The organism is Saccharicrinis sp. GN24d3 (assembly GCF_052400645.1).
Lineage (GTDB): Bacteria > Bacteroidota > Bacteroidia > Bacteroidales > Marinilabiliaceae > Saccharicrinis.
The window spans coordinates 271,724-294,809 of the sequence record NZ_JBQTGI010000006.1; the positions used below are offsets into that span (position 1 = coordinate 271,724).

The 23,086-nt window shown below is 41.9% G+C and carries 13 protein-coding genes; all 13 read left to right on the plus strand.

Translation table 11 applies throughout. From position 1 onward, the window contains the following. Window positions 1-7: 7 nt before the first annotated feature. The 13 genes from ACT29I_RS09505 (at window position 8) to ACT29I_RS09565 (ending at window position 23,077) form a co-directional block, all read left to right on the plus strand. The gene (locus ACT29I_RS09505) at window positions 8-1,447 is read left to right on the plus strand and encodes a sulfatase (protein ID WP_430932110.1); all 1,440 of its coding nucleotides are present in this window, start codon (window positions 8-10) and stop codon (window positions 1,445-1,447) included. Between the two features lie 108 nt (window positions 1,448-1,555). Further along, complete coding sequence (locus ACT29I_RS09510; RefSeq protein ID WP_444793293.1) at window positions 1,556-3,850, plus strand: glycoside hydrolase family 95 protein; 2,295 nt, start codon at window positions 1,556-1,558, stop codon at window positions 3,848-3,850. A 34-nt stretch (window positions 3,851-3,884) separates the two neighbouring features. After that, window positions 3,885-5,717 (plus strand): arylsulfatase, encoded by a 1,833-nt coding sequence (locus ACT29I_RS09515; RefSeq protein ID WP_444793294.1) that lies wholly within the window; start codon window positions 3,885-3,887, stop codon window positions 5,715-5,717. Window positions 5,718-5,838: 121 nt separating this feature from the next. Next, on the plus strand, window positions 5,839-8,271 hold the full coding sequence (locus tag ACT29I_RS09520; RefSeq protein ID WP_444793295.1) for a hypothetical protein: 2,433 nt from the start codon (window positions 5,839-5,841) through the stop codon (window positions 8,269-8,271). 10 nt (window positions 8,272-8,281) lie between these two features. Beyond that, the gene (locus ACT29I_RS09525; RefSeq protein ID WP_444793296.1) at window positions 8,282-9,679 is read left to right on the plus strand and encodes a sulfatase family protein; all 1,398 of its coding nucleotides are present in this window, start codon (window positions 8,282-8,284) and stop codon (window positions 9,677-9,679) included. Between the two features lie 7 nt (window positions 9,680-9,686). Then, complete coding sequence (locus ACT29I_RS09530; RefSeq protein ID WP_444793297.1) at window positions 9,687-11,975, plus strand: alpha-L-rhamnosidase-related protein; 2,289 nt, start codon at window positions 9,687-9,689, stop codon at window positions 11,973-11,975. A gap of 9 nt (window positions 11,976-11,984) precedes the next feature. Next, window positions 11,985-13,376 (plus strand): aminopeptidase P family protein, encoded by a 1,392-nt coding sequence (locus ACT29I_RS09535; RefSeq protein WP_444793298.1) that lies wholly within the window; start codon window positions 11,985-11,987, stop codon window positions 13,374-13,376. Window positions 13,377-13,388: 12 nt separating this feature from the next. Then, window positions 13,389-16,424, plus strand: a complete 3,036-nt coding sequence (locus ACT29I_RS09540; RefSeq protein ID WP_444793299.1) for a hypothetical protein — start codon at window positions 13,389-13,391, stop codon at window positions 16,422-16,424. Window positions 16,425-16,530: 106 nt separating this feature from the next. After that, window positions 16,531-17,250 carry a 3-keto-disaccharide hydrolase gene (locus tag ACT29I_RS09545; protein ID WP_444793300.1) on the plus strand — a complete coding sequence of 240 codons (720 nt, stop codon included), beginning with the start codon at window positions 16,531-16,533 and terminating at the stop codon, window positions 17,248-17,250. Between the two features lie 3 nt (window positions 17,251-17,253). Next, window positions 17,254-18,546, plus strand: a complete 1,293-nt coding sequence (locus ACT29I_RS09550; RefSeq protein WP_444793301.1) for a Gfo/Idh/MocA family protein — start codon at window positions 17,254-17,256, stop codon at window positions 18,544-18,546. 82 nt (window positions 18,547-18,628) lie between these two features. Continuing rightward, window positions 18,629-20,890, plus strand: coding sequence for a glycoside hydrolase family 3 N-terminal domain-containing protein (locus ACT29I_RS09555; RefSeq protein ID WP_444793302.1), 2,262 nt, complete (start codon window positions 18,629-18,631; stop codon window positions 20,888-20,890). 6 nt (window positions 20,891-20,896) lie between these two features. Then, window positions 20,897-21,559, plus strand: coding sequence for an SGNH/GDSL hydrolase family protein (locus ACT29I_RS09560; protein ID WP_444793303.1), 663 nt, complete (start codon window positions 20,897-20,899; stop codon window positions 21,557-21,559). Window positions 21,560-21,601: 42 nt separating this feature from the next. Further along, the gene (locus ACT29I_RS09565) at window positions 21,602-23,077 is read left to right on the plus strand and encodes a TlpA family protein disulfide reductase (RefSeq protein ID WP_444793304.1); all 1,476 of its coding nucleotides are present in this window, start codon (window positions 21,602-21,604) and stop codon (window positions 23,075-23,077) included. Window positions 23,078-23,086 lie beyond the last annotated feature (9 nt).

Consider the following 23,086-nt stretch of genomic DNA (forward strand, 5'->3'; position numbering starts at 1 on the left):
CAAAGCGATGAAAATCAATACTAAACTGACTTATCAACTTACTTTTATAATACTTTTCGCGATTACCTTTTGTGGCTGCCAGTCATCACAAACACAGCAAGAAGAAAAACCAAATGTACTTTTTATTATTGCCGACGATTTAGCCGACCGCCTGCCTTGCTACGGTGATACTGTTGCCGTTGCGCCCAACCTGGATCTGCTGGCACAGCGCGGTGTCGTTTTTGGCAATAACTTTTGTCAGTATCCCACCTGCGGACCAAGCCGAGCATCCCTGCTTTCAGGCTTGTATCCTTTCGAAAGCGGATATACACACATGAAACCGGGAACATTTAACGAGCACTTGCCGGGGGTAGTTTCTTTGCCGCACCTTTTCCGCAAAAACGGATATTTTACAGCGCGCGTAGGCAAGATTTTCCACATGGGCATTCCTGCCGGAATTGGAGGCCCCGGCACCGACGACAATCTTGCCTGGGACGTGGCCGTAAACAACACCGGCTACGATGCCAGTCAGGAAGTATGGGACAATGCAACACATGTTGGAGAAAAAGGAAGCCGGGGGGTAAAAATTGTCTATTCAGCTCCCGATATTGAAGATACAAAAATGGCAGATGGACAAGGACTGGAAAATGCCATTCAGCTTTTAACAGAAAACCATCCTCAAAAAACAGGGAAGCCTTTCTTTTTAGCTTATGGGATTTACCGTCCTCATCCGCCCATGATTGTTCCGAAAAAACACTGGGATGCCATCGATATTTCGAAATACAAAATTCCTGAAGTGCCTGAAAACGACCGCGACGATATTCCTGAAATAAACTGGCATTTAAAAGGCGAAAACTTCAACTTTATTCCCGATACTCATGGCGTAAATTATGCACATGCCTATTATGCCGCCATTCATTTTGTGGATGATTTGGCAGGAAAATTAATTGACGAACTGAAAAAACAGAAGCTTGCAAAAAATACCATTATCGTTTTTTCCGGCGATCAGGGATTTCATTTGGGCGAACACGGTCACTGGCACAAATCATCGATGTTTGAAGAAGCTTGCCGCGTACCCTTAATTATCGTTGACCCACGCCAAAAAGAAAAAGCGAAGACATGCACTAATCTGACCGGTTTGATTGACATTTATCCAACCCTTTGCGAACTTACCGGAATTGAAGCCCCTCATAAACTTTCAGGCTTAAGTTTAAAGCCACAATTAAACGATGTGAACACACCTGGTAAAGCCTTTGAATTTACCATGGGCTCCCCCAAAGGCTATGGAATAAGAACCGAAAAATACCGTTACACCGAATGGCGAGAAGATAGCGTTCATGCCGATTTTTCGATGCTCTACGATTTGGAAAAAGACCCAAATGAATTTAAAAATCTGGTTGACGAAAAAGTATATGAAAAAATAGTACAAGAACTGAACGCCAAACTAACCAAGAAAATAATCCAATAAGTAATATGAAACGAACATGAATTTTTATTATTCAAATTCACAAATAAGAAGAATTAAAATTCATCGGGAGTTCCGTCGAATACAAATGAAGAATACAATTGTAATAAGATGAAAAAACTAAACCCAAAAAAAATAGTTTTCCTGAGTATAATTATGGTTGTCGCAACCATACTACAAGTGAACGGACAAAAGAGTGCGAACGAAGATATTGCAAATCAACTGACACTTTGGTACGATAAGCCGGCCGAATCGTGGATGAAAGAGGCATTGCCAATAGGTAATGGTCCTATGGGTGCTATGCTTTTCGGCGGTACAGATATTGAACGGATTCAATTTAATGAAATTAGCCTTTGGAGTGGCGACCGCTTGCAGATTGGAGCTATAGAAGAAGAAGATATGGGATGTCATCAGGCTTTTGGTGATATCTTTATTGAGCTTGGACATACACAGGCTAAGGTAAAAAACTACAAACGTCAACTTGACATTAGCACTGCTATCCATACGGTTGAATATGATTACGAAGGAGTACACTATAAACAAACTGCCTTTGCTAATCATCCTGCTAATGTGATAGTTGTAACACTTACTGCTGATAAACCTGGAGCTTACACAGGCCGTGTATGGCTAACCGATATGCACAATGCGAAGATTACCCGAGCAAATAATAGGATGTCTGCTGTGGGAAAATTGGACAATGGCTTTGAATACGAATCACAAGTTCAGGTACTAGCTAAAGGAGGTAAACTAAAACACGCAAATGAGAGTGCGGAAAGAATAGTTCCTGCAGTACCAATTGGTGGTTTACATTTTATTAAATGTGATACCTTGACTTTGATTCTTAGTGCAGGAACAAGTTTTGAACAGGACTACGAAAAAGAGTGGTTGGGAGAGCATCCTCACCAAAGAGTTACAAAAGCAGTTGATGCCGCTTCAGCGCAAAGTGCTGAAGCACTTTTAATGGAACATTTGGAAGATTACCAATCTTTATTCGGGCGTGTTTCTTTCGATTTGGGAAAAACGGCTCCTGAATTACGCAAAAAAACCACTCAGGAACGCTTACAGGCCTATAAAAATGAAAAATCTACCGACCCGGAACTGGAGGCCTTATTTTGTCAGTTTGGTCGTTACCTGCTAATTAGTTGCTCTCGTCCCGGAGCTTTACCAGCCAACTTGCAGGGTATATGGAACAATAGCAACAGTCCGGTATGGGCAGGAGACTACCATTCAAACATCAATCTTGAAATGAATTACTGGCCTGCAGAAACGGCAAACCTTGGTGAATGCCATGTTCCATTTATTGATTACGTTAATAGCATAAGAGAAGTTAGTGCTAAAAACACAAAAAGGCATTATGGCGACGTTCGTGGATGGACAATTCAGACAATGAATAACGCTTGTGGAATTTCGTTTTGGAAATGGAATGGACCGGGGAGCGCCTGGTATGCCCAACATTTATGGGAACACTATGCTTTTGGTCGCGATAAACAGTACCTGCGTAATATGGCCTACCCCATTCTAAAAGAAGTTTGCCACTTTTGGGAAGACCATCTGGTGAGAAGGCCCGACGGAACATTAATAACCCCTGATGGTTGGTCGCCTGAACAGTATAAATACGAGCCAGAAGAGGGTGTGACTTATGATCAAATGATTATTTGGGATTTATTTAACAACACCGTTGAAGCTGCCGATGAACTGGGAGATGACAAAGAATTTAGAAACCATATTGCCCAAATGAGGGATGATTTGTTAAAACCGGCAATCGGTCGTTGGGGGCAACTAAAAGAATGGGAAATAGATAAAGATAATCCGGAAGACAAACACCGACATGTTTCTCATCTCTTTGGTTTATATCCCGGAAGACAAGTAAGCGTAGTAACTACTCCGGAATTGGCAGAGGCTGCTCGTGTTTCGCTAAATGCCCGTGGCGACGAAAGTACAGGCTGGAGCCGTGCATGGAAAATTAATTTCTGGGCAAGGTTGGGTGATGGAGACCGCGCCCACAAACTACTTGGCAGCCTTGTAAATATTGTTGATGAAACAAAAACCATTTATGGCAAAAGCGGTGGTGGTGTATATGCTAATTTGTTATGCTCTCACCCTCCGTTCCAAATTGATGGTAACCTGGGAGCAACAGCCGGTTATTGCGAAATGTTAATGCAAAGTCATGCAGGACAAATACAATTATTACCTGCACTACCTTCTGTATGGGCTACTGGTTCGGTAAAAGGTTTATGTGCTCGAGGAGGTTTTGAAGTGGATTTAAATTGGAAAGATGGTAAGCTAACAACAGTTACTATTCTCTCAAAAGAAGGTTTGCCTTGTACTGTTAATTATGGCGGTAAAATAAGAAAGTTTAAAACTGAAGCCGGAAAAAAATACCAATTAGACAAGAGTCTGAGATGAATAGCTTTAGAAAAAACATTATAAAAAATACACGATGAAGGTGTCATTTTCCATTTTTATTGCAAGCTTGTTGTTGCTTACATTAAACAACTGCAAACAAAAGCACGCAGAAGAAACAAAGCCCAACGTTATCCTTATAATGACCGACGACCAGGGCTATGGCGACTTGGCTTGCCACGGAAATCCGTATGTAAAAACACCAACTTTAGATAAATTGTACGAGGAAAGTGTTCGCTTTACCGATTTCCATGTTGACCCGTGCTGCGCCCCCACCCGCTCAGCACTTATGACCGGATGTTATTCGTCGCGAGCAGGCGTATGGCATACCATTGGTGGCCGATCCTTATTAAAAGAAGGCATGACAACCATTGCCGATGTATTTAAGGAAAACGGATACGAAACCGCAGTTTTTGGAAAATGGCATTTGGGAGAAAACTATCCTTTCCGACCAATGGACAGAGGTTTTAAAGAGTCGATAGTACATGGTGGCGGCGGTGTTGGCCAAAGTCCCGATTATTGGGGAAACGATTATTTCGACGACAGCTACAAACACAACGGAAAATTTGAAAAATACGAGGGCTATTGCAATACGGTTTGGTTTTCGGAGGCTTTAAAATACATTCAGAAAAACAAGGAAAAGCCTTTCTTTTGTTATGTGGCTACCAACCTTCCGCACGCTCCCTTACGTGTTGGTGAGAAATATATTGAACCTTACAAAAATGATTTATCCGACCGTTTGGCAAGTTATTATGGCATGATTACCAAATTGGATGAAGATATTGCCACATTGTTGCAGGGAGTGCAAGAATTGGGACTGGAAGAAAACACCATCCTTATTTTTATGACAGATAATGGTCCGTGTCCCTGGTTTGGCGGCATTGATATGGATTTTGAAACCGGCTACCCCAAAGAAGGTTACGCCGCCGGAATGCGCGGCGGAAAAATTTGGGGCTACGAAAACGCACACCGCGTGCCCTTTTTTATTCGCTGGCCTAAAGGAAATATTGGCGGAGGAAAAGATATTGACGCCCTTTCGGCACACATCGATGTGATGCCAACGCTTATTGACCTTTGCCAACTGAATAAACCGGAAAAGCTGGATTACGACGGGCAAAGTCTGGCTCCCTTGCTGAACGAAGACCTACAAAACTGGGACGAGCGCACTTTATTTGTACACAACCAGCGGGTACAGTTCCCGGTAAAGGATAAAGAATACCAGGTTTTAACCGACAAATGGCGACTGGTAAAACGCGAAAAAGATGAATTGTACAACATTAAAAAGGATCCCGGACAACACAACGACATTGCAGCTAAGCACCCTGATGTAGTTAAAAAACTATACAAAAAATACGAAAAGTGGTGGGATGACACCTCGGTGGGTTTTGATAAGTATTCCCAAATTTACATCGGTTCTGAACACGAAAATCCAACATGCCTGTATTCACACGACTCATTTTCGAGGCAAGGGAAAAGGGTTTGGGTGCTACATGTTGACCGCGATGGAGAATACGAATTCAAAGTAAATAAATGGCGGCAGGAATCGGGGAAAAGAATGGTAGAAAACAAAACCGGAGATAAGGATTTGCCTCTAAAAACAGCCTGGCTAAAAGTGGGAAACATTGAACGGGAAATGGAAATTACGCCCGACATGCAATCGGCAACATTTACCGTCAACTTAAAAGCCGGCACCTCTTGTATTCAGGCTTGTTTAAAGTATAGGGAAAAAGGAAAAAGAACCTCAGCCAACTGTGTTTATGTAAATTATCTGGGCGAATCGGATGGCGAAATTTCTGAAAATTACATTCCAGCCAATCCCGATGATGTGCTTCGAAAGAATTATGAGCAGAAAGTTATTGCGTTTGATTAAATTCCATTCCAACACCAACATGAATCATTTTTAAGAACAAAACATAGGGTAAACATAAAGCAGAAACGTCAATATAATTGAAACTTGGAACCAACCTTAACCTAAGGCTAGATACTTAATTATGAAAATTACGAAACCTTACATGCCACAACTGTTAAATTACATAAAGTTTACATTCTTGTTCCTGTTACTTTTTACGGTAACTACCAACGGACAGGAAAAAGTATTTCCGGGTGCCGATGAGCAAACGCCATCGAAAGCGCAATATTTTTCGTGGATTAACAACACCAACGAAGGTGCCACCGAAGAACACACCCGGATTAACCTTGATTTTTTTGGCTGGTTAAAAAGGGAATACGGCATGCAGCTCGATATTTATGCTTTTGATGCAGGTGCCATTGACGGGGCACGCTTTTATGGAAGCATTTATTCCGACCGCTTTAAAAACCAGTTTCCCAACGGTTTTGATCCATTGTACACTCAGGCAAAATCGTTAGGTATACGATTGGGTGTGTGGGGAGGTCCAGACGGTTTTGGCAATACGCCGGAAGAGGAAAAAGCACGTACCGACCAGATGGTAAAACTCTGCCGCGATTACGAATTTGCATTGTTCAAGTTCGATGCAGTTTGCGGCCCCTTGCGCCCCGAAAAAGAAGATGCATTTATAAACATGATGCAGGAATGCCGCAAGTACAGTCCCGATTTAATATTGTTGAACCACCGTCTTGGGCTAACAAAAAGCAAACCTTATGCCACCACTTTTTTATTTGGCGGCGCCGAAACGTATATCGATGTGCACATGACCAATACCATGACTGCACCGCACCATCGCGCACAGGCTTTGTCGCGCAGAATAGTTCCCGGGTTGAAACGGCTTACCGAAGACCACGGAGTGTGTCTGTCGTCGTGCCTCGATTATTGGGACGATGATTTGATTTTGCAGGCCTTCAACCGCTCTCTCATTTTAGCTCCTGAAATTTATGGAAATCCATGGTTGTTAAACGACACAGAGTTTTCGAAACTGGCACGCATTTACAACCTACACCGAAAATACAGGGATATTCTGATTGATGGAAAAACACTTCCCGAATCGTATGGTCCATACCCGGTTTCTAGAGGAAATAAAAACACACGAATTGTAACCTTACGTAACCTGAAATGGACTACTGAAACCTATACCGTAAAACTCGATGAGGAAATTGGTATGGAAGCAAACGAGGAGATTACCCTGATTCAGTTACATCCTTCTGAAAAAATACTGGGCACCTATAAAAAAGGCGACCTGGTTGAGGTTGAAGTACAACCATTCAGGGCATCAATGCTGTTGGCAACCACCCAAAAGTATAACGAACCAGCTGTGGTAGGGGCTGATTTCAGGGTAATAAAAAATGTAGTCGGGCAACCCGTTAAAATAGAAGTTTTGGGAATGCCGGGCACAACATCCAGCATTTCATTGTTGAATGCCGACGAATACAAATCTGCTAAAATTGCCGGGAAAGAGATTACCAAACTTCTGAAAGGAAAAAACATAAAACTCACATTTCCTGGCGAAGCACTTACAAATATAACCCACCGCAAGTTGGGCGATTTAACCGAAACTTTCATTCCTGAAGACGCGGATGCTTTATATGAAGCCACAGCTTATGCCGCCGACAACAATGCACTGGAAGTACGATCGCTGCAACGCTCGGGCGAAACTTCTATTCCTGAAGTACAGGCTGCTCGAGATGCCTTTTTTAACCAGCAAGCTTTTATTGATCGTGGAGTTTGGGATAAAAGCCTGTTCGATGGTGATTTAAAAACCGGCTTCTTGCCAACCCAACGCTACAAAACCGACCATCGTGTAAGCTTTCGTCTCGACCTTGGAAAGGTGCAGCCATTGGATGAACTAAAAGTTTTTGTCCCTGATGTATTTTCGCTACTTCCGCTGCAACCCGATGAAGGCCAAATTATAGAAATTTCTACCGACCTGAAAAACTGGGAAGAAATAACTTATCTTGCCGATACAGAAATCAACATTGAAATCGGAAAACAGGTGCGTTATCTACGCTTTAGAAATTTTCCCCAACAAGTAACTGAAATTGAAGGATTTGTTTCAGGAAATAAATTGGACAGAACGGGTTGGAGGGCCTCAAATCTATTTGCTCACCCAAGGTATAAAAAAACCCAAAAAGCCTGGAAAAAAACAGTCGTTCTGGATGAAATCCCTGCCAACAGCTATTTGTGCATAGCCATAAACGGTGTACATGGAAAAGAAGGTGCTTTTGCCGCGGCAAAAATAGGTGATGAATTGATAGGTGCATCTGACCGCGCGCCATCGCACCTGTGCAACCCATGGGAATATTTCAACCCAAGAAGGGACAGCAACTACACATACTATATTCCGGTAAATGAAAATTATTTGGGAAAAGAAATGGAGCTCTTTGTTTTTGGTTACGATAAAAAACATCTCGACTTTAAACCGGAAGTTTGGATTACTGCTTATCCTTTCCCCTGGGAAAAAATAGAGCTGGTATTGGAACCTAAGAAGAATGAAAAATTAATGATCGACTAAATACGTAACCATGAGAAATATATCCATATTTATAACTGTTTTCATCCTGTTTTCTTTTTTATACTCATGCAAAAGCAGGAAAGTAGAAAATAAAAAGCCAAATATCATCTTTATCCTTACCGACGACCAACGCTGGGATGCACTGGGTTATGCCGGTAACAAAATCATCCAAACTCCCAATATGGATCAGCTGGCACAATCTGGCCTGTATTTTAAGAATGCCTTTGTAACCACCCCAATTTGCGCTGCAAGTAGGGCTAGTATTTTCACTGGTTTGTACGAAAGAACCCATAATTATACATTTGGAAAAAACAAGCTAATTGCCGATCCATATATTTACGACAGTTACCCGTATTTACTTAAAAAAGCGGGTTACCAAACCGGTTTTGTAGGAAAATTCGGAGTGAGAGTTAACGATGGAATGCTTGACACTATGTTTCACTCAAATATAGTAACAAGGTATCCCTATTTCAAAGAAGTACAAGGAAAGCAGGTACACCTGGTCGATATTCATGGCGATCATGCCATTGACTTTATCAAATCAAATAAACAAGAGCCTTTTTGCCTTTCCCTTTCATTTTGGTCCCCGCATGCAGATGATGGTTCAGAAGAACAATATTTCTGGCCCCAAAGATGCGATAGCTTGTATATAAACGATCAAATACCTGTTCCCGAAACTGCTGATCCTGCCTTTTTTGAATCGCTACCGGAATATCTAAAAACCACAATGAATAGAAAAAGGTGGCACTGGCGTTATGATACACCTGAGAAATACCAGGAAATGGTAAAAGGCTATTATCGGATGATTAGCGGTGTGGATGATGTGATCGGTAAAATACAGAATACTTTGGAAGAAGAAGGTATAGCTGAAAATACGGTGATTATTCTGATGGGCGATAATGGTTACTTTATGGGAGAACGTGGTTATGCCGGCAAATGGCTTATGCACGAACAGTCGTTACGAGTACCTTTAATGATATACGATCCCAGACAGCCGATAACGGAAAGAAGCAAAACGCTGGAGGAAATGGTATTGAATGTGGATGTAACACCGACAATTTTGAACCTGGCGGGACTTGCTGTTCCGGAAAGATACCAGGGAGAAAGCCTGACTGCCTTTTACGGTGAAACACCCCAACATTGGAGAACCTCGATTTTTTGTGAGCACCGCTGGAAAAACAATGCATTAATTCCCAGAACCGAATGTTTCAGGGACAACGACTGGAAATTTATACGCTACGACGATGCCCCCGAATTGATGGAACTGTACAATTATAGTAATGATATAAACGAAGTCAAAAACCTGGCTTTCGAGCCGGAATATAGGGGTAAGGTGGAATATTATTCACATAAATGTGATTCGATTATTGAAAGTTTAGTCAGTGATCGAGTTGAAAACGCGAAATAAAAATTTAATGAAACTGATCTACTATCTGTCGAGTTCGCTCTTGGTATTCTTAGCTTTTAGTTGCTCCAGGCCAGCTGAAAAAGAAGCCCAGTGGATTACTGTACCTGGTTTTGAACATGCCGAAAACCAATGGTTTCAAATTCGCAAAGAAATTAAGCTGAAGAAGCAGCCCGAAACCGCAATTGCAACAATTGCTGCAGATAGTAAATATTGGTTATGGATTAACGGAGAATTGGCAGTTTTGGAAGGTCAGCTTAAAAGGGGCCCCAATCCCAGCGATACTTATTTCGATGAAATTGACCTTGCCCCCTGGTTAAAAAAAGGTAAAAACACCATTGCCGTTCAACTTTGGTATTTCGGGTGTGATGGTTTTTCGCACAAGGATAGTAAAATGGCCGGTTTCTATTTTAACTGCGTTTCAGGGAAGGAAAGGATCGTAAGTGATTTAGGATGGAAGATCCGGGTTGACAGTGCCTATCAGGATGCAGGAATACCCCGCAAAAATTTCCGCCTACCCGAAAGCAACGTTCGTTTTGTGGCGACGCAACATCATCAAGGTTGGCAACTGCCCGGATTCGATGACTCAAAATGGCGGAATGCTGTTGAGATTGGAAAAATTGGAACCGCTCCCTGGAATGATTTGGTGAAACGGCCGATTCCGCAATGGAAAGATTTTGGGTTGACCAAAGTAACTGATTTGAAACGAGACAGCAACCGGGTGGCGATGAAGCTTCCCTACAATATGCAGTTTCACTTTTGGCTGAAAGTAAAATCTGATGCGGGAAAACAGATTGAAATCACCACAGATAACTTTTACAACTTGAATGATATCCCCTTGCGCGCAGAATATGAAACCAAAGGGGGAGTGCAAGAATACGAACATTTACCCTGGCTAAACGGTGAGGAAGTGTATTTCGACCTTGAAGAAGGCGTTGAAATCCTGGAAGCCGGATACCGCGAAACAGGATATAACTCCGAATTTGATGGGGAATTTAAAGTCGATGATGCAGATTTGATGACCTTACTTGCAAAAGCGGAACGTACGCTTTATGTAACCATGCGCGACAATTTCATGGACTGTCCCGATAGAGAGAGAGCACAATGGTGGGGCGATTTGGTTTTGGAAATGGAGGAAACATTTTACGCAATGGACAACACGGCAATCGACCTTTCGCGCAAAGCCATTTATGAGCTGGTGGATTGGCAGAAGCCCGACAGCACGCTATTTTCCCCCATTCCGGCGGGCAACTGGGACAAAGAACTGCCGCAACAAATGCTGGCAAGTATCGGGTGGTTCGGTTTTCGTCATTATGTGCAATATACCGGCGAACAGGTGATGTATAACAAAGTGTTTCCAGCCGTGAAAGAATACCTGTCGAAGTGGCAGGTCGGTGAAGATGGCTCGGTGCCCTTCAAAAAAGGGGGCTGGAACTGGGCCGACTGGGGCGGAAAACTGGACAAAACCCTGTTGGAGCATGTTTGGTATTATTTGGCGTTGAAAGGTTATGCTGAAATGGCTGAGTATGTGAATGAACCTGGCGAGAAGAATCGTGCTTTGGAAAAAATGGAGCGCGTTAAGAATCATTTGAATTCGGAGTTCTGGACAAAACAAGGCTATCGTTCACCAAACTATAAAAAAGAAACAGATGACCGGGGCAACGGATTGGCCGTGGTTGCCGGTATCGCTGATCCATCAAAATATCCGGTATTAAGGAACCTTCTATTTGAAACCCGACACTCAAGCCCTTACATGGAAAAATATGTTGAAGAAGCGTTGTTTGTGATGGGAGAGACCGAACTTGCCCTAACACGAATGAAAGAACGGTATAAACCAATGATAGACTCCGAACACAGTACCCTTTGGGAAATTTTCCATGATGGAAACTGGTCGCACAACCACGCATGGAGCGGAGGCCCGCTTTCTCTAATGTATAAATACCTTGCGGGTATAGAGCCGGAAAAACCAGGATTTAGCGAGTTTCATGTTTTTCCGGAACCCGGAAACTTCAAAAGTATGTCGTGTTCTTTCTCCACCGTAAAGGGTAAAATAAAACTTGACTATGATAAGCTGAATACAAAAATATCCTACCAATTAGTGGTGCCGGACCAATCTTCCGCCATTATCAGAATCCCCAAAAACAATAAGGATTTTAAGGTGCAAGGAGAGCGTAAACATATCGAATTAGTACAACGTGAAGACAATTTATATAAATACTTCAAGCTGGAATCAGGAAGCTGGGAAATAGTGGTTGATACTAAAACACAATTTAACAATAAGGAACTAGCTTCAAAATAAAACAAAACTATGTTTAGCAAAAAAACTTATATAGAAAGAAGAAAGGTACTGAAGGAACGAGTAGAAAAAGGCTTGATACTATTCTTTGGGAACGACGAGTCACCCATGAACTATGCAGATAACACTTATCATTTCAGGCAAGACAGTACCTTTTTGTATTATTTCGGCATAAATCAGCCTGGATTGGCAGCGCTAATCGATGTGGATAACGACCGTGAAATTATTTTCGGAAATGAATACACGGTGGAAGACTTTGTATGGATGGGGCCGCAAGCTACTATTGCCGAAAAAGCCGATGATTGCGGTATAAAAGAAGTTGTGCCCGCAAAAGAACTTGAAAAACAGGTTAAAGCTGCAAAACAAAAAGAACAAACTATTCATTTCCTGCCTTTGTACCGTGCAGAAAACAAAATTAAGTTGCAGGAACTCACCGGCATTGCGCCCAACGAGGTGGCAACATGCTTCTCGGTAGATTTGGTGAAAGCTGTGGTTAGCCAACGCGAAATAAAAACAGAAGAAGAAATTGCCAGCATTTCGCAAGCTGTTGATGTTTCTGTTGATATGCACGTGGCGGCCATGCGCATTGCCAAACCCGGAATGACAGAGGCTCAGGTAACTGCGGAGATTCATAAAATAGCCCTTGCCGAAGGTGGAAATATTTCATTCCCCATAATAGCCACGAAAAATGGACAGACTTTGCACAACCACTACCACGGGAATACTATTAACCGTGGCGACATGTTTTTAATTGATGCCGGTTTCGAAAACGAAATGATGTACGCCGGTGATTTATCGAGTACAATACCGGTAAGTAAAAAATTCAGCGCCGAGCAAAAGGAGATATATCAGCTGGCTCTTGAATCTCATCAGGCGGCAATCGATACCTTAGGTTTGGGAATTCCGTTTAAAAACGCCCATGAAGCGGCTTGTACAACCATTTTCGATGGATTGAAAACTATGGGTTTCACCAAAGGAAACCCCCAGGATGCCTTTGAAGCCGGCGCACACGCACTATTCTTTCCGTGTGGAACCGGACATATGATGGGACTGGATGTGCACGACATGGAAGATCTGGGTGAGGTATGGGTAGGATACGATGGCCAACCCAAAAGTACGCAGTTTGGATTAAAATCATTACGACTGGCCAAACCGCTGCAGGCAGGACATGTTTTCACCATTGAACCGGGAATTTATTTTATCCCTGAATTGATTGACCAGTGGCGTGCACAAAACAAGTTCAACGATTTTATAAACTGGGAAAAAGTGGACAGTTATCGGAATTTTGGTGGAATTCGAAACGAGGAAGATTTTGTAATGACCAAAAACGGCCCACAACTTTTAGGCAAACCAAAGCCAAAAACAATTGAAGATATTGAATCCATAAGAGCAGAAACGGAATAAAAAATAATGATTATGAAAAAACAAACTGGTGTTATCTTGTGGCTAGTGTGCCTGCTTTTTTCGGGTATAACAGAGGCACAAAATTCGCGTAGAAACAGGGACTGGTCAGAAAAAGAAATTGACGTATTTCTTAACGAATCCGAGCTGATTCCCATTATGATTAACGGAGATAAGGACAACCGTATAAACATAGTCTTAATGAACCGCTGGACATCCAACGAAAAGGCGCCTTATAATTCTCCGGAAATGCGTGATGAATTTATAAAAGACATTAATGAATCGTTAATTGCAGCCTTAACGCCGGGTGATTCCAAGGCACAAACGGCCTATGCCAACTACCGCGAATTTTTTAACGTGTATGGTTTGTGGTATCCCAATTCACCCGAGTGGAACGTAGGAATTAACGGTAATGCGGTAGATGCGATGCGCGACAAACTCTTCCTGCCCTGGAAAGATGAAAACCTGGGATGGGCAACATTTTTGGTTCTGCCGAATCTGGATAATGGTGGCGGAGGTGCTGGCAGAAATCTGGAAGCAAGGGTCGGAAGAGCCCTGATTGCAGGAAATGGAATAGCCAAGATGCTGCACGAGATTGCCCACACCTGTATGAGTATTGGTGATGAATACACGGGTCCAGCAACCGGAACAAAGGCGAATCCTACTTACACAGTTTCAACCGAATACGAACGCGATAAAATAAAATGGCGGAAATGGATTGAGCCCGAAACACCGCTTCCAACACCGTATACCGCAAAATACAAAGATAAAGTTGGAGCATTTGAAGGTGCGCAATATCATTTGGTCGACTATCACCGCTCAACAGCACAGGGATGCATTATGGGCGCAGGTGTTTTTGATAATACCGAAAAAATGTGCCCCATTTGCGAGCAACGGGTTGCCATGCGGGTGAACAAACTGGTAAATCCGATAAATAACATAACGCCTGCCAATACTAAAATCGCTATTGACGGAAAAACCAAGATTCATTTCGCCATTGACCATATTACACCCACTCCAAACACACAGGTGGTACGCTGGATTTTAAACGGCAAGACTATTGCTACCGGAACGGATGAAGTTGACGTTGAGTTTGGAGAATTGGCAAGCTACGAACTAAACTGTTCCATTACCGACGAATCACATTTTATCCGTCCCGACCCACCTTACGCAAAATATCCGAAACGCGAGGTTGTTTGGGAAATAACCAATTCGGCACCAACATCGGATGCAAAAGAATTGGTGCTAAGTATAATAAAAGAACAACAAAAAAATAAAGTTACACTAAAACCGGTTGTTACAGGAGGAACACCTCCGTTCTTTTACGCTTGGTCAAACGGAACCAGTTCAAAGGTATTGTCGGATGTTACCGCCGGAATTTACGAAGTTAAAGTTACCGATAGTGATTACAGGTCCGCTAAAGCAAAGGTTTTGGTGGGTAATAGTGAATTCAATTTTTCAACCCATTCTAAAAATCAGAAAAAAAACGATGCTGATTTTAATATAGCATCTAAGATTGCTGCCTCGGCAAAGGATAAGAATAACGGAAAAGTTGAGGTAATTGCCACCGGTGGCAAAGCCCCATATTCATTTGTTTGGACAGACGGGCTGCATAAATATTCCAAGGGAATCGTTTATGAAGCAGAAGATGCCAGCATAGAAATCCCAGGATATTCGGCTAAAGAATACTTCGATGCCAGCAACAAATATATGGTTCAGTTTAACGAAAAAGAAGGCTCCATCAGTTGGCGTGTTGAGGTGGCTAAAACCGGAACCTATCCAATTGACATTGCCTACGCCGGTGTAGCCCGGAAAGGAACGCCCATGGAAGTTTCCGTGAACGGGAATACGATTGAGAAAGCACTGATGTTTCATCCTACACGCCCTTTGTACACTGGATGGGAAAAGGCAGTGGTGAAGGCCCATTTAAATGAGGGAGAGAATACCATTTGTTTGAAATCGACCGGAAAATCGGGAGCCAATATCGATTACCTGCGCGTTCCGGGATCATTTGAGATTATTCCTGCAAAAGGTAATAAACGGTTCGATATGAAACCGGGTGAATATTCCGTGCTGATTACCGATGCTAAGAATAAAGCGACAGAGAAAACGCTGATCGTTCCGGAGGTGTACCCTTTCGAAATTGACAATCTGGAAGTCGAAATTACAAAGCCGGGCGTTTTAAGTATTGTGAATCCGTTGGAAGGTTATACTTACTTGTGGTATTCCGAAAACGTGCCATTATTCAAGGCTGAAAAATTTGAAAACGCACTTTTCGAAGGAAATGAATTTAAGCCGGAGAAGCCCGGAAGTTATTATGTTTCTGCAAAAAACAACTATTCAAATGTGGAAAGCAGCAACCGTATTTGCATTGCCGTTGGCGATAAACCGGAGTCAAACACAATTCACGAAATGAGCCCGTCCCGCTTGGGTGAAGACCACATTAAACTCTGGTTTGATGCCAGCGATTTAGATGGTGACGGAAACGAAGACGGAGCTATTCCTCAACGAGGCCCGGTTAAAAACTGGATGGAAAAGACCTGGAAGAATCCGGGTAAGATTTTTACCAAATACGAGCCTAACTCACTTAACGGCAAAGGCGTAGGTGCCTTCGGCAGTGTTTGGGTATCCGATCTGGGTAAAAAAATAAGCGGTATTCAAACAGTTATTCTGGTATATAAAGAAAGTAGCTTAACATTTCCCGGGAAATGGATTTTCAGGGACTTGAACAAATACCTGGGTGCCAGCAAAGACCCTTCGAAAAGCATCTTTGATTTCGATACGGTTGATGAAAAAACTAAAAAAGCAAGTGTTTACCTGAACGGTGGAAAAATTGACCCGTTCAACACGCCCAATCCTATGGACTATTGCATTCTCACGGTAGAATTTCCTGAAGTGATTGAAGATAAATTTGAAAGAGTTGAAGGGTTTTGGGAAGGAGATATCGCCGAAATGATTTTTGTGGATAAAGCACTCACTGAATCAGAAAGAATAGGTATTGAGGAATATTTGCGTAAAAAATGGTTTGCTGCGGTTGACCTGAAGTTCTGATCCCGCGGCGCTTAAAGAATGTAATCATCTATTACAACTCTATCAGTAAAATGATAAAAGCAAAACAATAAAAACAAATTTCCTAAAAAAACACAAATATTAAAACATGAAAAAGAATTATTTAATCTGTGTAGTAATGGCACTAACGATTTTAGCAGGCTGTGCATGCGAAAAAAAAGACAACACACTAACCAGCCAGGAAAAGAAAGAAGGTTGGAAATTATTATTCGACGGTGAAACTACCAATGGATGGCGCGGTTTCAACAGCGCTGAAATACCGCAGGCCTGGAGTGCCACCGACGGTACTTTAATGTCCGCTGGCGAAGGTGGCGACATTGGCGGGGACATCATTACGACTGAAAAATATGATAATTTCCATTTGAAACTGGACTGGAAACTTTCCCCGGAGGGTAACAGTGGAATTATGTACCACGTGGTGGAAGCACCTGAATTAAAATCTACGTATTACTCGGGCCCTGAATACCAAATTATCGACGACATAGGATTTCCTGGTGGTGTAACGCCCTACAACTCTACCGGTGCCAATTATGCCATGACTCCGGCGGATACAACGCAAAAAGTACTTTATCCCGTTGGCGAATGGAATAGTTCAGAAATTATCTTCGATAACGGTAAAGTAAGCCATTACCTTAATGGCAAAAAGATAGTTGAATTTACTGCCTGGACAGAAGAATGGAAAGCCAATGTGGCGAATGGAAAATGGAGCAAATATCCTGCTTATGGCAAAGCAAAGACCGGGCACATTGCTTTACAGGATCACGGAAGCTATATTTGGTTTAAAAACATAAAAATTAAAGCGCTATAAACCATGAAAAGAAGAGATTTTATAAAAAACCTGGCTGCATTTAGCTCGGTAACCATCCTGCCCTCATCGGTTTGGGCACTTACAAAAAATGGAAAAATAAGAACGGCTCACATTGGTGTTGGCGGTATGATGGGAATGGCAGATCTTACGTCGATAGCCTCGCATCCCATGGTTGAAGTAACTGCCTTGTGCGATGTGGACTCTAATTACTTAACTGCCGCACAAAAAGCATTTCCCAGAGCAAAAGGCTTTACCGATTACAGGAGAATGTTTGATGCACTGGGCAAGGCAATAGATGCCGTGGTGATTACCACTCCCGACCACACCCACGCTCCTGCCTCGCTGATGGCCATGGAAATGGGCAAACCTGTGTATTGCCAAAAGCCACTTACCCATCACGTATCGGAAGCCAGAGCCATGCGCAAGTATGCCGAAGACAACAACATTATTACGCAAATGGGTATTCAGTGCCACTCCAGCGACATGTACCGCCAGGCCGTTGTTTTGATACAGTCGGGCATTATTGGCAAAATAAACTGTGTGCGTGCATGGTCGCCCAAAAACTGGGGATACGATGGACCTGCTCCATCCGGTAGTGATCCTATACCAAAAACTTTAGACTGGAACCTATGGCTGGGCACGTCCCCGGAAAGACCTTACAAAGAAGGCCTGTACCATCCCGCCAATTGGCGTAAAGTATTGGATTATGGTTGTGGAACATTGGGCGATATGGGTGTTCATATTTTTGATACTCCTTACACGGCGCTCAACCTGGATGTGCCCAAAACTGTTAAAACCAGTTGTCGCAAACCTACCGGTTTCGGTCACCCCGAAAATAACTTAGTGGAATACCAATTCCCGGGAACAGACTATACAACCGATAAATTTAAATGGATATGGTACGATGGACCGGGGGCTCCGGAAAAGCATAAAGATTTGAAATTGCCCAACGATGAAAAATTGCCGGAGCAAGGCGCCATGTTTGTTGGTGAAAAAGGAAATTTATTGTTGCCGCACTGGGATTACCCCAAATTAATTGTGGATGGCAAATACGAGAAAATAGATTTCCCAACACTGGAAAAAGTCGACCACTACCATCAGTTTATCGATGCCTGTTTGGGCAAAGCTGAATGTAGCGCACCGTTCACCTACGGAGCAAAGTTAACCGAGGCTATACTTTTGGGTGTTATCGCCAACCGTTTCCCAAAAAAGAAATTACACTGGGATATAAAAAACGCAAAATTTGCAGAGGCTGAAGCCAATCTTCTTCTGAAAACAAAATATAGAAAGTTTTAATTCAATAAATTTCTCCAACCCGGCACGTATTGCCGGGTTGGGAATTCACTTTTGCAAAAAAGATTAACGTTTCAAATTAAGCATGAAAAATCATTTTATACCCCTGCTTTTAATACTTCTTGTAATATCGTCAGTAAATAAAGCACAGAACATTTACAAACAGAAAAATGCCCCGATTGAAGACCGTATTGAGGATTTGCTGTCGCGCATGACACTGGAAGAAAAAGTAGCTCAAATGCGCATCTTTCATGCCAATAAAGGAATTACCCTCGACAATGATGGAGGTATTCTTTTAACGGAGGATGTTAAAGGAAGATTGACAAACGGGATTGCCGGAATCAAAAACCCGGGAGAACAATATAAGCCCGAGGAGTCTGCTGCTTTGAATAATCAACTTCAAAAATATATTATCGAAAACAACAGGCTCGGTATACCTGCCTTTTTTATCACCGAATCGTACAGTGGCATTGATGCCGAAGGCTGCACCCGTTTTAGCCGACCGATTTCACTTTCGTCAAGTTGGAATACAGAAATTGTAAAAAAGGTATACGATACCATGGGTAAAGAAGCACGTTTGCGAGGCTTACACCTAACTCACTCTCCTGTGGCCGATATTGCCCGCGACCCCCGATTTGGGAGAATGAGTGAAGGATGGGGGGAAGACACCCACTTAACAACGGAAATGATTGTGAGTTCAGTTACCGGAATCCAAGGTGATTACGATGGTTTAAAAAGCACACACATTGGTGCCGTAACCAAGCATTTCGCGGGTTATGCACAGGTTCTAGGAGGCACAAACTTTGCCGCCATGGAAATTTCTCCGCGTACTTTAATCGATGAAATATTCCCTCCCTTTAAAGCGGCTATTCAGCGAGGAAAAACACTCGGGATTATGGCTTCTCATTCCGATATTAATGGTGTAGCCAGTCATTCAAACCCTTGGTTACTAACCGAAATACTGCGGGACGAGTGGGGATTTAAAGGTTATACGGTTTCCGATGCCAACGACATTGCCAGGTTGCATTATTTTATGAAAGTAGCCGAAACGCCTGAAGAGGCTGCTGAGCTTGGTTTAATAGCCGGAATGGACGTGGATCTATACGCCGATGATGCCTATGCTCTTCTTCCGAAAATGGTGGAAAAAAACCCTGAATTGAAACAATACATCGACCGCTCGGTAAGGCGTGTTTTACGAACCAAGTTTATATTAGGTTTATTTGATAATCCTTATACAAATGTAAAACAAGCAAAAAAATCAGTACGAAGCAAGGAGGCGGTTGAGCTTGCCCATAAAGCCGATCTGGAATCTATTATCTTGCTGAAAAATCAGAATCAGACCTTGCCTGTTTCTTCGGAAAAGAAAATTAAAATAGCGTTGGTCGGTCCTGTGCTTGACGAAAGCACCTTGTCTTATTTTGAAGAGATTGCGAATGACAACATCACTTTCTTCACTGAAAAAGGGTATCGTTTAACCAACGAAGTGCGGGGAACTCCTGCCCTAACACCTGAAGAAGATTGTAAAGCTGGAATTACTAAGATTATTGAAACCGCCAAAAATTCGGAAGTCATTATTCTTTTCGCGGGAGGTGATGAATTTACCTCCAAAGAAGCATTTTTTGGTTTTGCCACGGGCGACCGCGACAACATCGACCCGGTAAACTTTCAGGACGAATTATTGATTGAATTAAAGAAACTAGGAAAACCTGTAGTTGTTGTTCTTAAACACCGCCGCACCTTATCTGCTAATGCTATATCGGAATATGCCGATGCCATTTTAGATTGCTGGGAGCTTAGCGAATTTGGCGACAAAGCAGTGGCAAAAATGATTTTTGGTGAAGCAGTACCTTCAGGAAAACTGCCTGTGACGGTTCCTTGCTCCATTGGTCAAATCCCGTTTCACTACAGTCAAAAAGAAATTAATTATAAAAAGGGTTACTTATTCACCCAAAATAGTCCATTATTTCCTTTCGGTTTTGGATTAAGCTATACAACTTTTGAGTTTTCAAATCTACAGCTGTCGGATTCCACACTAACTTCGGAATCAGAATTAACAGTTAAAATAGATGTTAAAAACACGGGGAAATTGGTAGGGAAAGAAGTAGTACAGTTGTATGTAAAAGACCTGATAGGTTCGGTTACCCGCCCCAACAAAGAGCTAAAAGCTTTTATAAAGATTGAGCTTGCCCCCGGGGAAAGGAAAACGGTGGAGTTTGCGGTAACACCCCAAATGCTCGAGTTTACCGGGATTGAAATGAAAAAAGTGATTGAGCCAGGTCAGTTTATGATAATGGTGGGAGGTTCTTCAAATGAAGTACTAAAAGCTAATTTCAAGTTTAAAAACTAATTTTAAATGAAAAAAAACAGATTATTAGTAATTACTTGTAGCATTACGGCTCTGCTGCTGATCTTTGGTTTCACCGAAAAACAACCCAAGATTCTGATAATCGGCGATTCAATATCGCTGGGTTATACCTCTACCGTAAAAGAAATGTTGAAAGATAAAGCCATTGTTAGCCACAACAAAGGAAATGCGAAACACTCCGGTTATGGATTGGAGAATCTTGAAACTTGGATTCAAAAGGACGATTACGATATTATCCAGTTCAACTGGGGGCTTTGGGATCTGTGCTACCGGCACCCGGATTCGAAAGTGCAGGGAAACCGTGATAAAATAAACGGAACCATAACTTTTTCACTGGAAGAATACGAGCAAAATCTCGAAGCCATTGTCAGGCTTTTAAAGGAAAAAACAAACGCCAAATTAATTTTTGTCACTACTAGCTATGTTCCCAAAGAAGAGGCAGGCCGATTTACAAAAGATGCACGAAAATATAACAAGGTGGCAAAAAAGGTGATGAAAAAGTATTCCGTTCAGGTGAATGATATTTATAAAAAGTCGAAACCGATTCATAAAAAATATGGTCAAGGAAACAACGATGTTCATTACCAGAAAAAAGGATACCAAGAGTTGGGTAAAGTGATTGCCACATACTTGGAGGATGAAATAAGATGAAAGGTTCTTTAAGCAATCAATGTGAACCCTAAAAATAAGTGAATGATACTACAGCAATTAATTTTATCAGTTTTGATCGTCGGGTTAGTTTCTTGTCAATCCGGGAAGAATAAGATTGTAATATCAGGAACTATTAAAGGCGAAAACCCTGGAAAAATTGAATACACCAACCCCATTAACGGAACCTGTAATTGGTGGTTCACAAAATCAATTGAGCCCGACTCGCTTGGCAACTTTAAAATTAACATCAAATCGGATATTCCCCTGTTTTTAAAACTAAGAACAACATATAAAAAGCAGGGAACTATAATTGTAGAACCAGGCAAACAATACAAACTTATTTTTGATACATCAAAAGAAAAAAATGTACTGTCGGTAACCGACGAGAGCTCGGTTATACAAAAAGCTTACGGTAAATTCCCTAACCCATTTCACATCCAGGATGGGGCACGGGAATTTTTACGCGATTCGCTGGCAAGCAGGATTAAAAACACCATTGAACAGCGAAAAACAAGGGAGATAGCTGAAATCGAAAAACATTTTTCCCAAAATACAATCTCAGAAGATGTATTCAACCTGATAAAAACCGACAGGGAGTGTTACTACGATGCAGTTTTGGCAACCACGGCATGGATCAAAAAAATGATGGAAATGCAAGGTCGCAAAAACTCCTTCAACCCTGATTTTGAACAGCTGTGGTATGATGCGTTTCGGCCTGCCCTGTTTAAGAAACCTGAAATTATAAATACGCAGTGGTTTAACTTTTATACCGAATGCTACATCTATTTTCAGGAATATAAGAACGGTAACTTTACCAAAGATAAGTTAGAAGAGTTAAGGAATTTGGATAATACAATAACCTACAGGGTCGAAAAATCTAAAGAATACTTGCCGGCAGAATTTTGCGAGAACTACCTTGCCCATTATTTGTATGAAAAATGTTTTCAGAAAAAATATGAAAAGGAATTAATCGGGTTATTCAATGATTTTAAAACCAACTATCCGGAAAGCGAATACAATTTTTATATTTCTCCATTAATTGACGAGATTGTAAAATTCCATAAAACCGCTGATTTAGACTTCCATGAAAACATTCACTTTGTGGATGAATACGAAAACATCAATACGCTGTCTGAACTTGCAGGTACTTTTACTGAAGGAAAAATTTACGTGGATGTTTGGGCTACCTGGTGCGGACCGTGCAAGGCAGAATTTGAACACAAAGAAGAGCTGAAAAGAATGTTGAATAAATACAACATCCCGGTATTGTACATTTCCATCGACCGCGAGAAAAATTCTGAACGCTGGAAAAATATGATAAAGCACTATGAGCTTGAAGGCTATCACGTGAGGGCAAACAAAGAATTAGCAGAGGAATTAAGAAAGATATTTGACAAAAACGGCTCACTAAGCATTCCTTGGTATATTTTAATTGATGCCGAAGGTACTATTCTTAATAAACGTGCAAGCCGTCCATCAAATCTATCGGCACTGGAAAAAGAAATTAACGAAAAATAATAAGTACGT

What these genes read in the sequence shown, in the direction of transcription:
- ACT29I_RS09510 (WP_444793293.1), top strand. Translation starts at nt 1,556, where the DNA reads ATGAAAAAACTAAACCCAAAAAAAATAGTTTTCCTGAGTATAATTATG.
- ACT29I_RS09525 (WP_444793296.1), top strand. Translation starts at nt 8,282, where the DNA reads ATGAGAAATATATCCATATTTATAACTGTTTTCATCCTGTTTTCTTTT.
- ACT29I_RS09545 (WP_444793300.1), top strand. Translation starts at nt 16,531, where the DNA reads ATGAAAAAGAATTATTTAATCTGTGTAGTAATGGCACTAACGATTTTA.
- ACT29I_RS09505 (WP_430932110.1), top strand. Translation starts at nt 8, where the DNA reads ATGAAAATCAATACTAAACTGACTTATCAACTTACTTTTATAATACTT.
- ACT29I_RS09550 (WP_444793301.1), top strand. Translation starts at nt 17,254, where the DNA reads ATGAAAAGAAGAGATTTTATAAAAAACCTGGCTGCATTTAGCTCGGTA.
- ACT29I_RS09535 (WP_444793298.1), top strand. Translation starts at nt 11,985, where the DNA reads ATGTTTAGCAAAAAAACTTATATAGAAAGAAGAAAGGTACTGAAGGAA.
- ACT29I_RS09560 (WP_444793303.1), top strand. Translation starts at nt 20,897, where the DNA reads ATGAAAAAAAACAGATTATTAGTAATTACTTGTAGCATTACGGCTCTG.
- ACT29I_RS09530 (WP_444793297.1), top strand. Translation starts at nt 9,687, where the DNA reads ATGAAACTGATCTACTATCTGTCGAGTTCGCTCTTGGTATTCTTAGCT.
- ACT29I_RS09540 (WP_444793299.1), top strand. Translation starts at nt 13,389, where the DNA reads ATGAAAAAACAAACTGGTGTTATCTTGTGGCTAGTGTGCCTGCTTTTT.
- ACT29I_RS09520 (WP_444793295.1), top strand. Translation starts at nt 5,839, where the DNA reads ATGAAAATTACGAAACCTTACATGCCACAACTGTTAAATTACATAAAG.
- ACT29I_RS09565 (WP_444793304.1), top strand. Translation starts at nt 21,602, where the DNA reads ATGATACTACAGCAATTAATTTTATCAGTTTTGATCGTCGGGTTAGTT.
- ACT29I_RS09555 (WP_444793302.1), top strand. Translation starts at nt 18,629, where the DNA reads ATGAAAAATCATTTTATACCCCTGCTTTTAATACTTCTTGTAATATCG.
- ACT29I_RS09515 (WP_444793294.1), top strand. Translation starts at nt 3,885, where the DNA reads ATGAAGGTGTCATTTTCCATTTTTATTGCAAGCTTGTTGTTGCTTACA.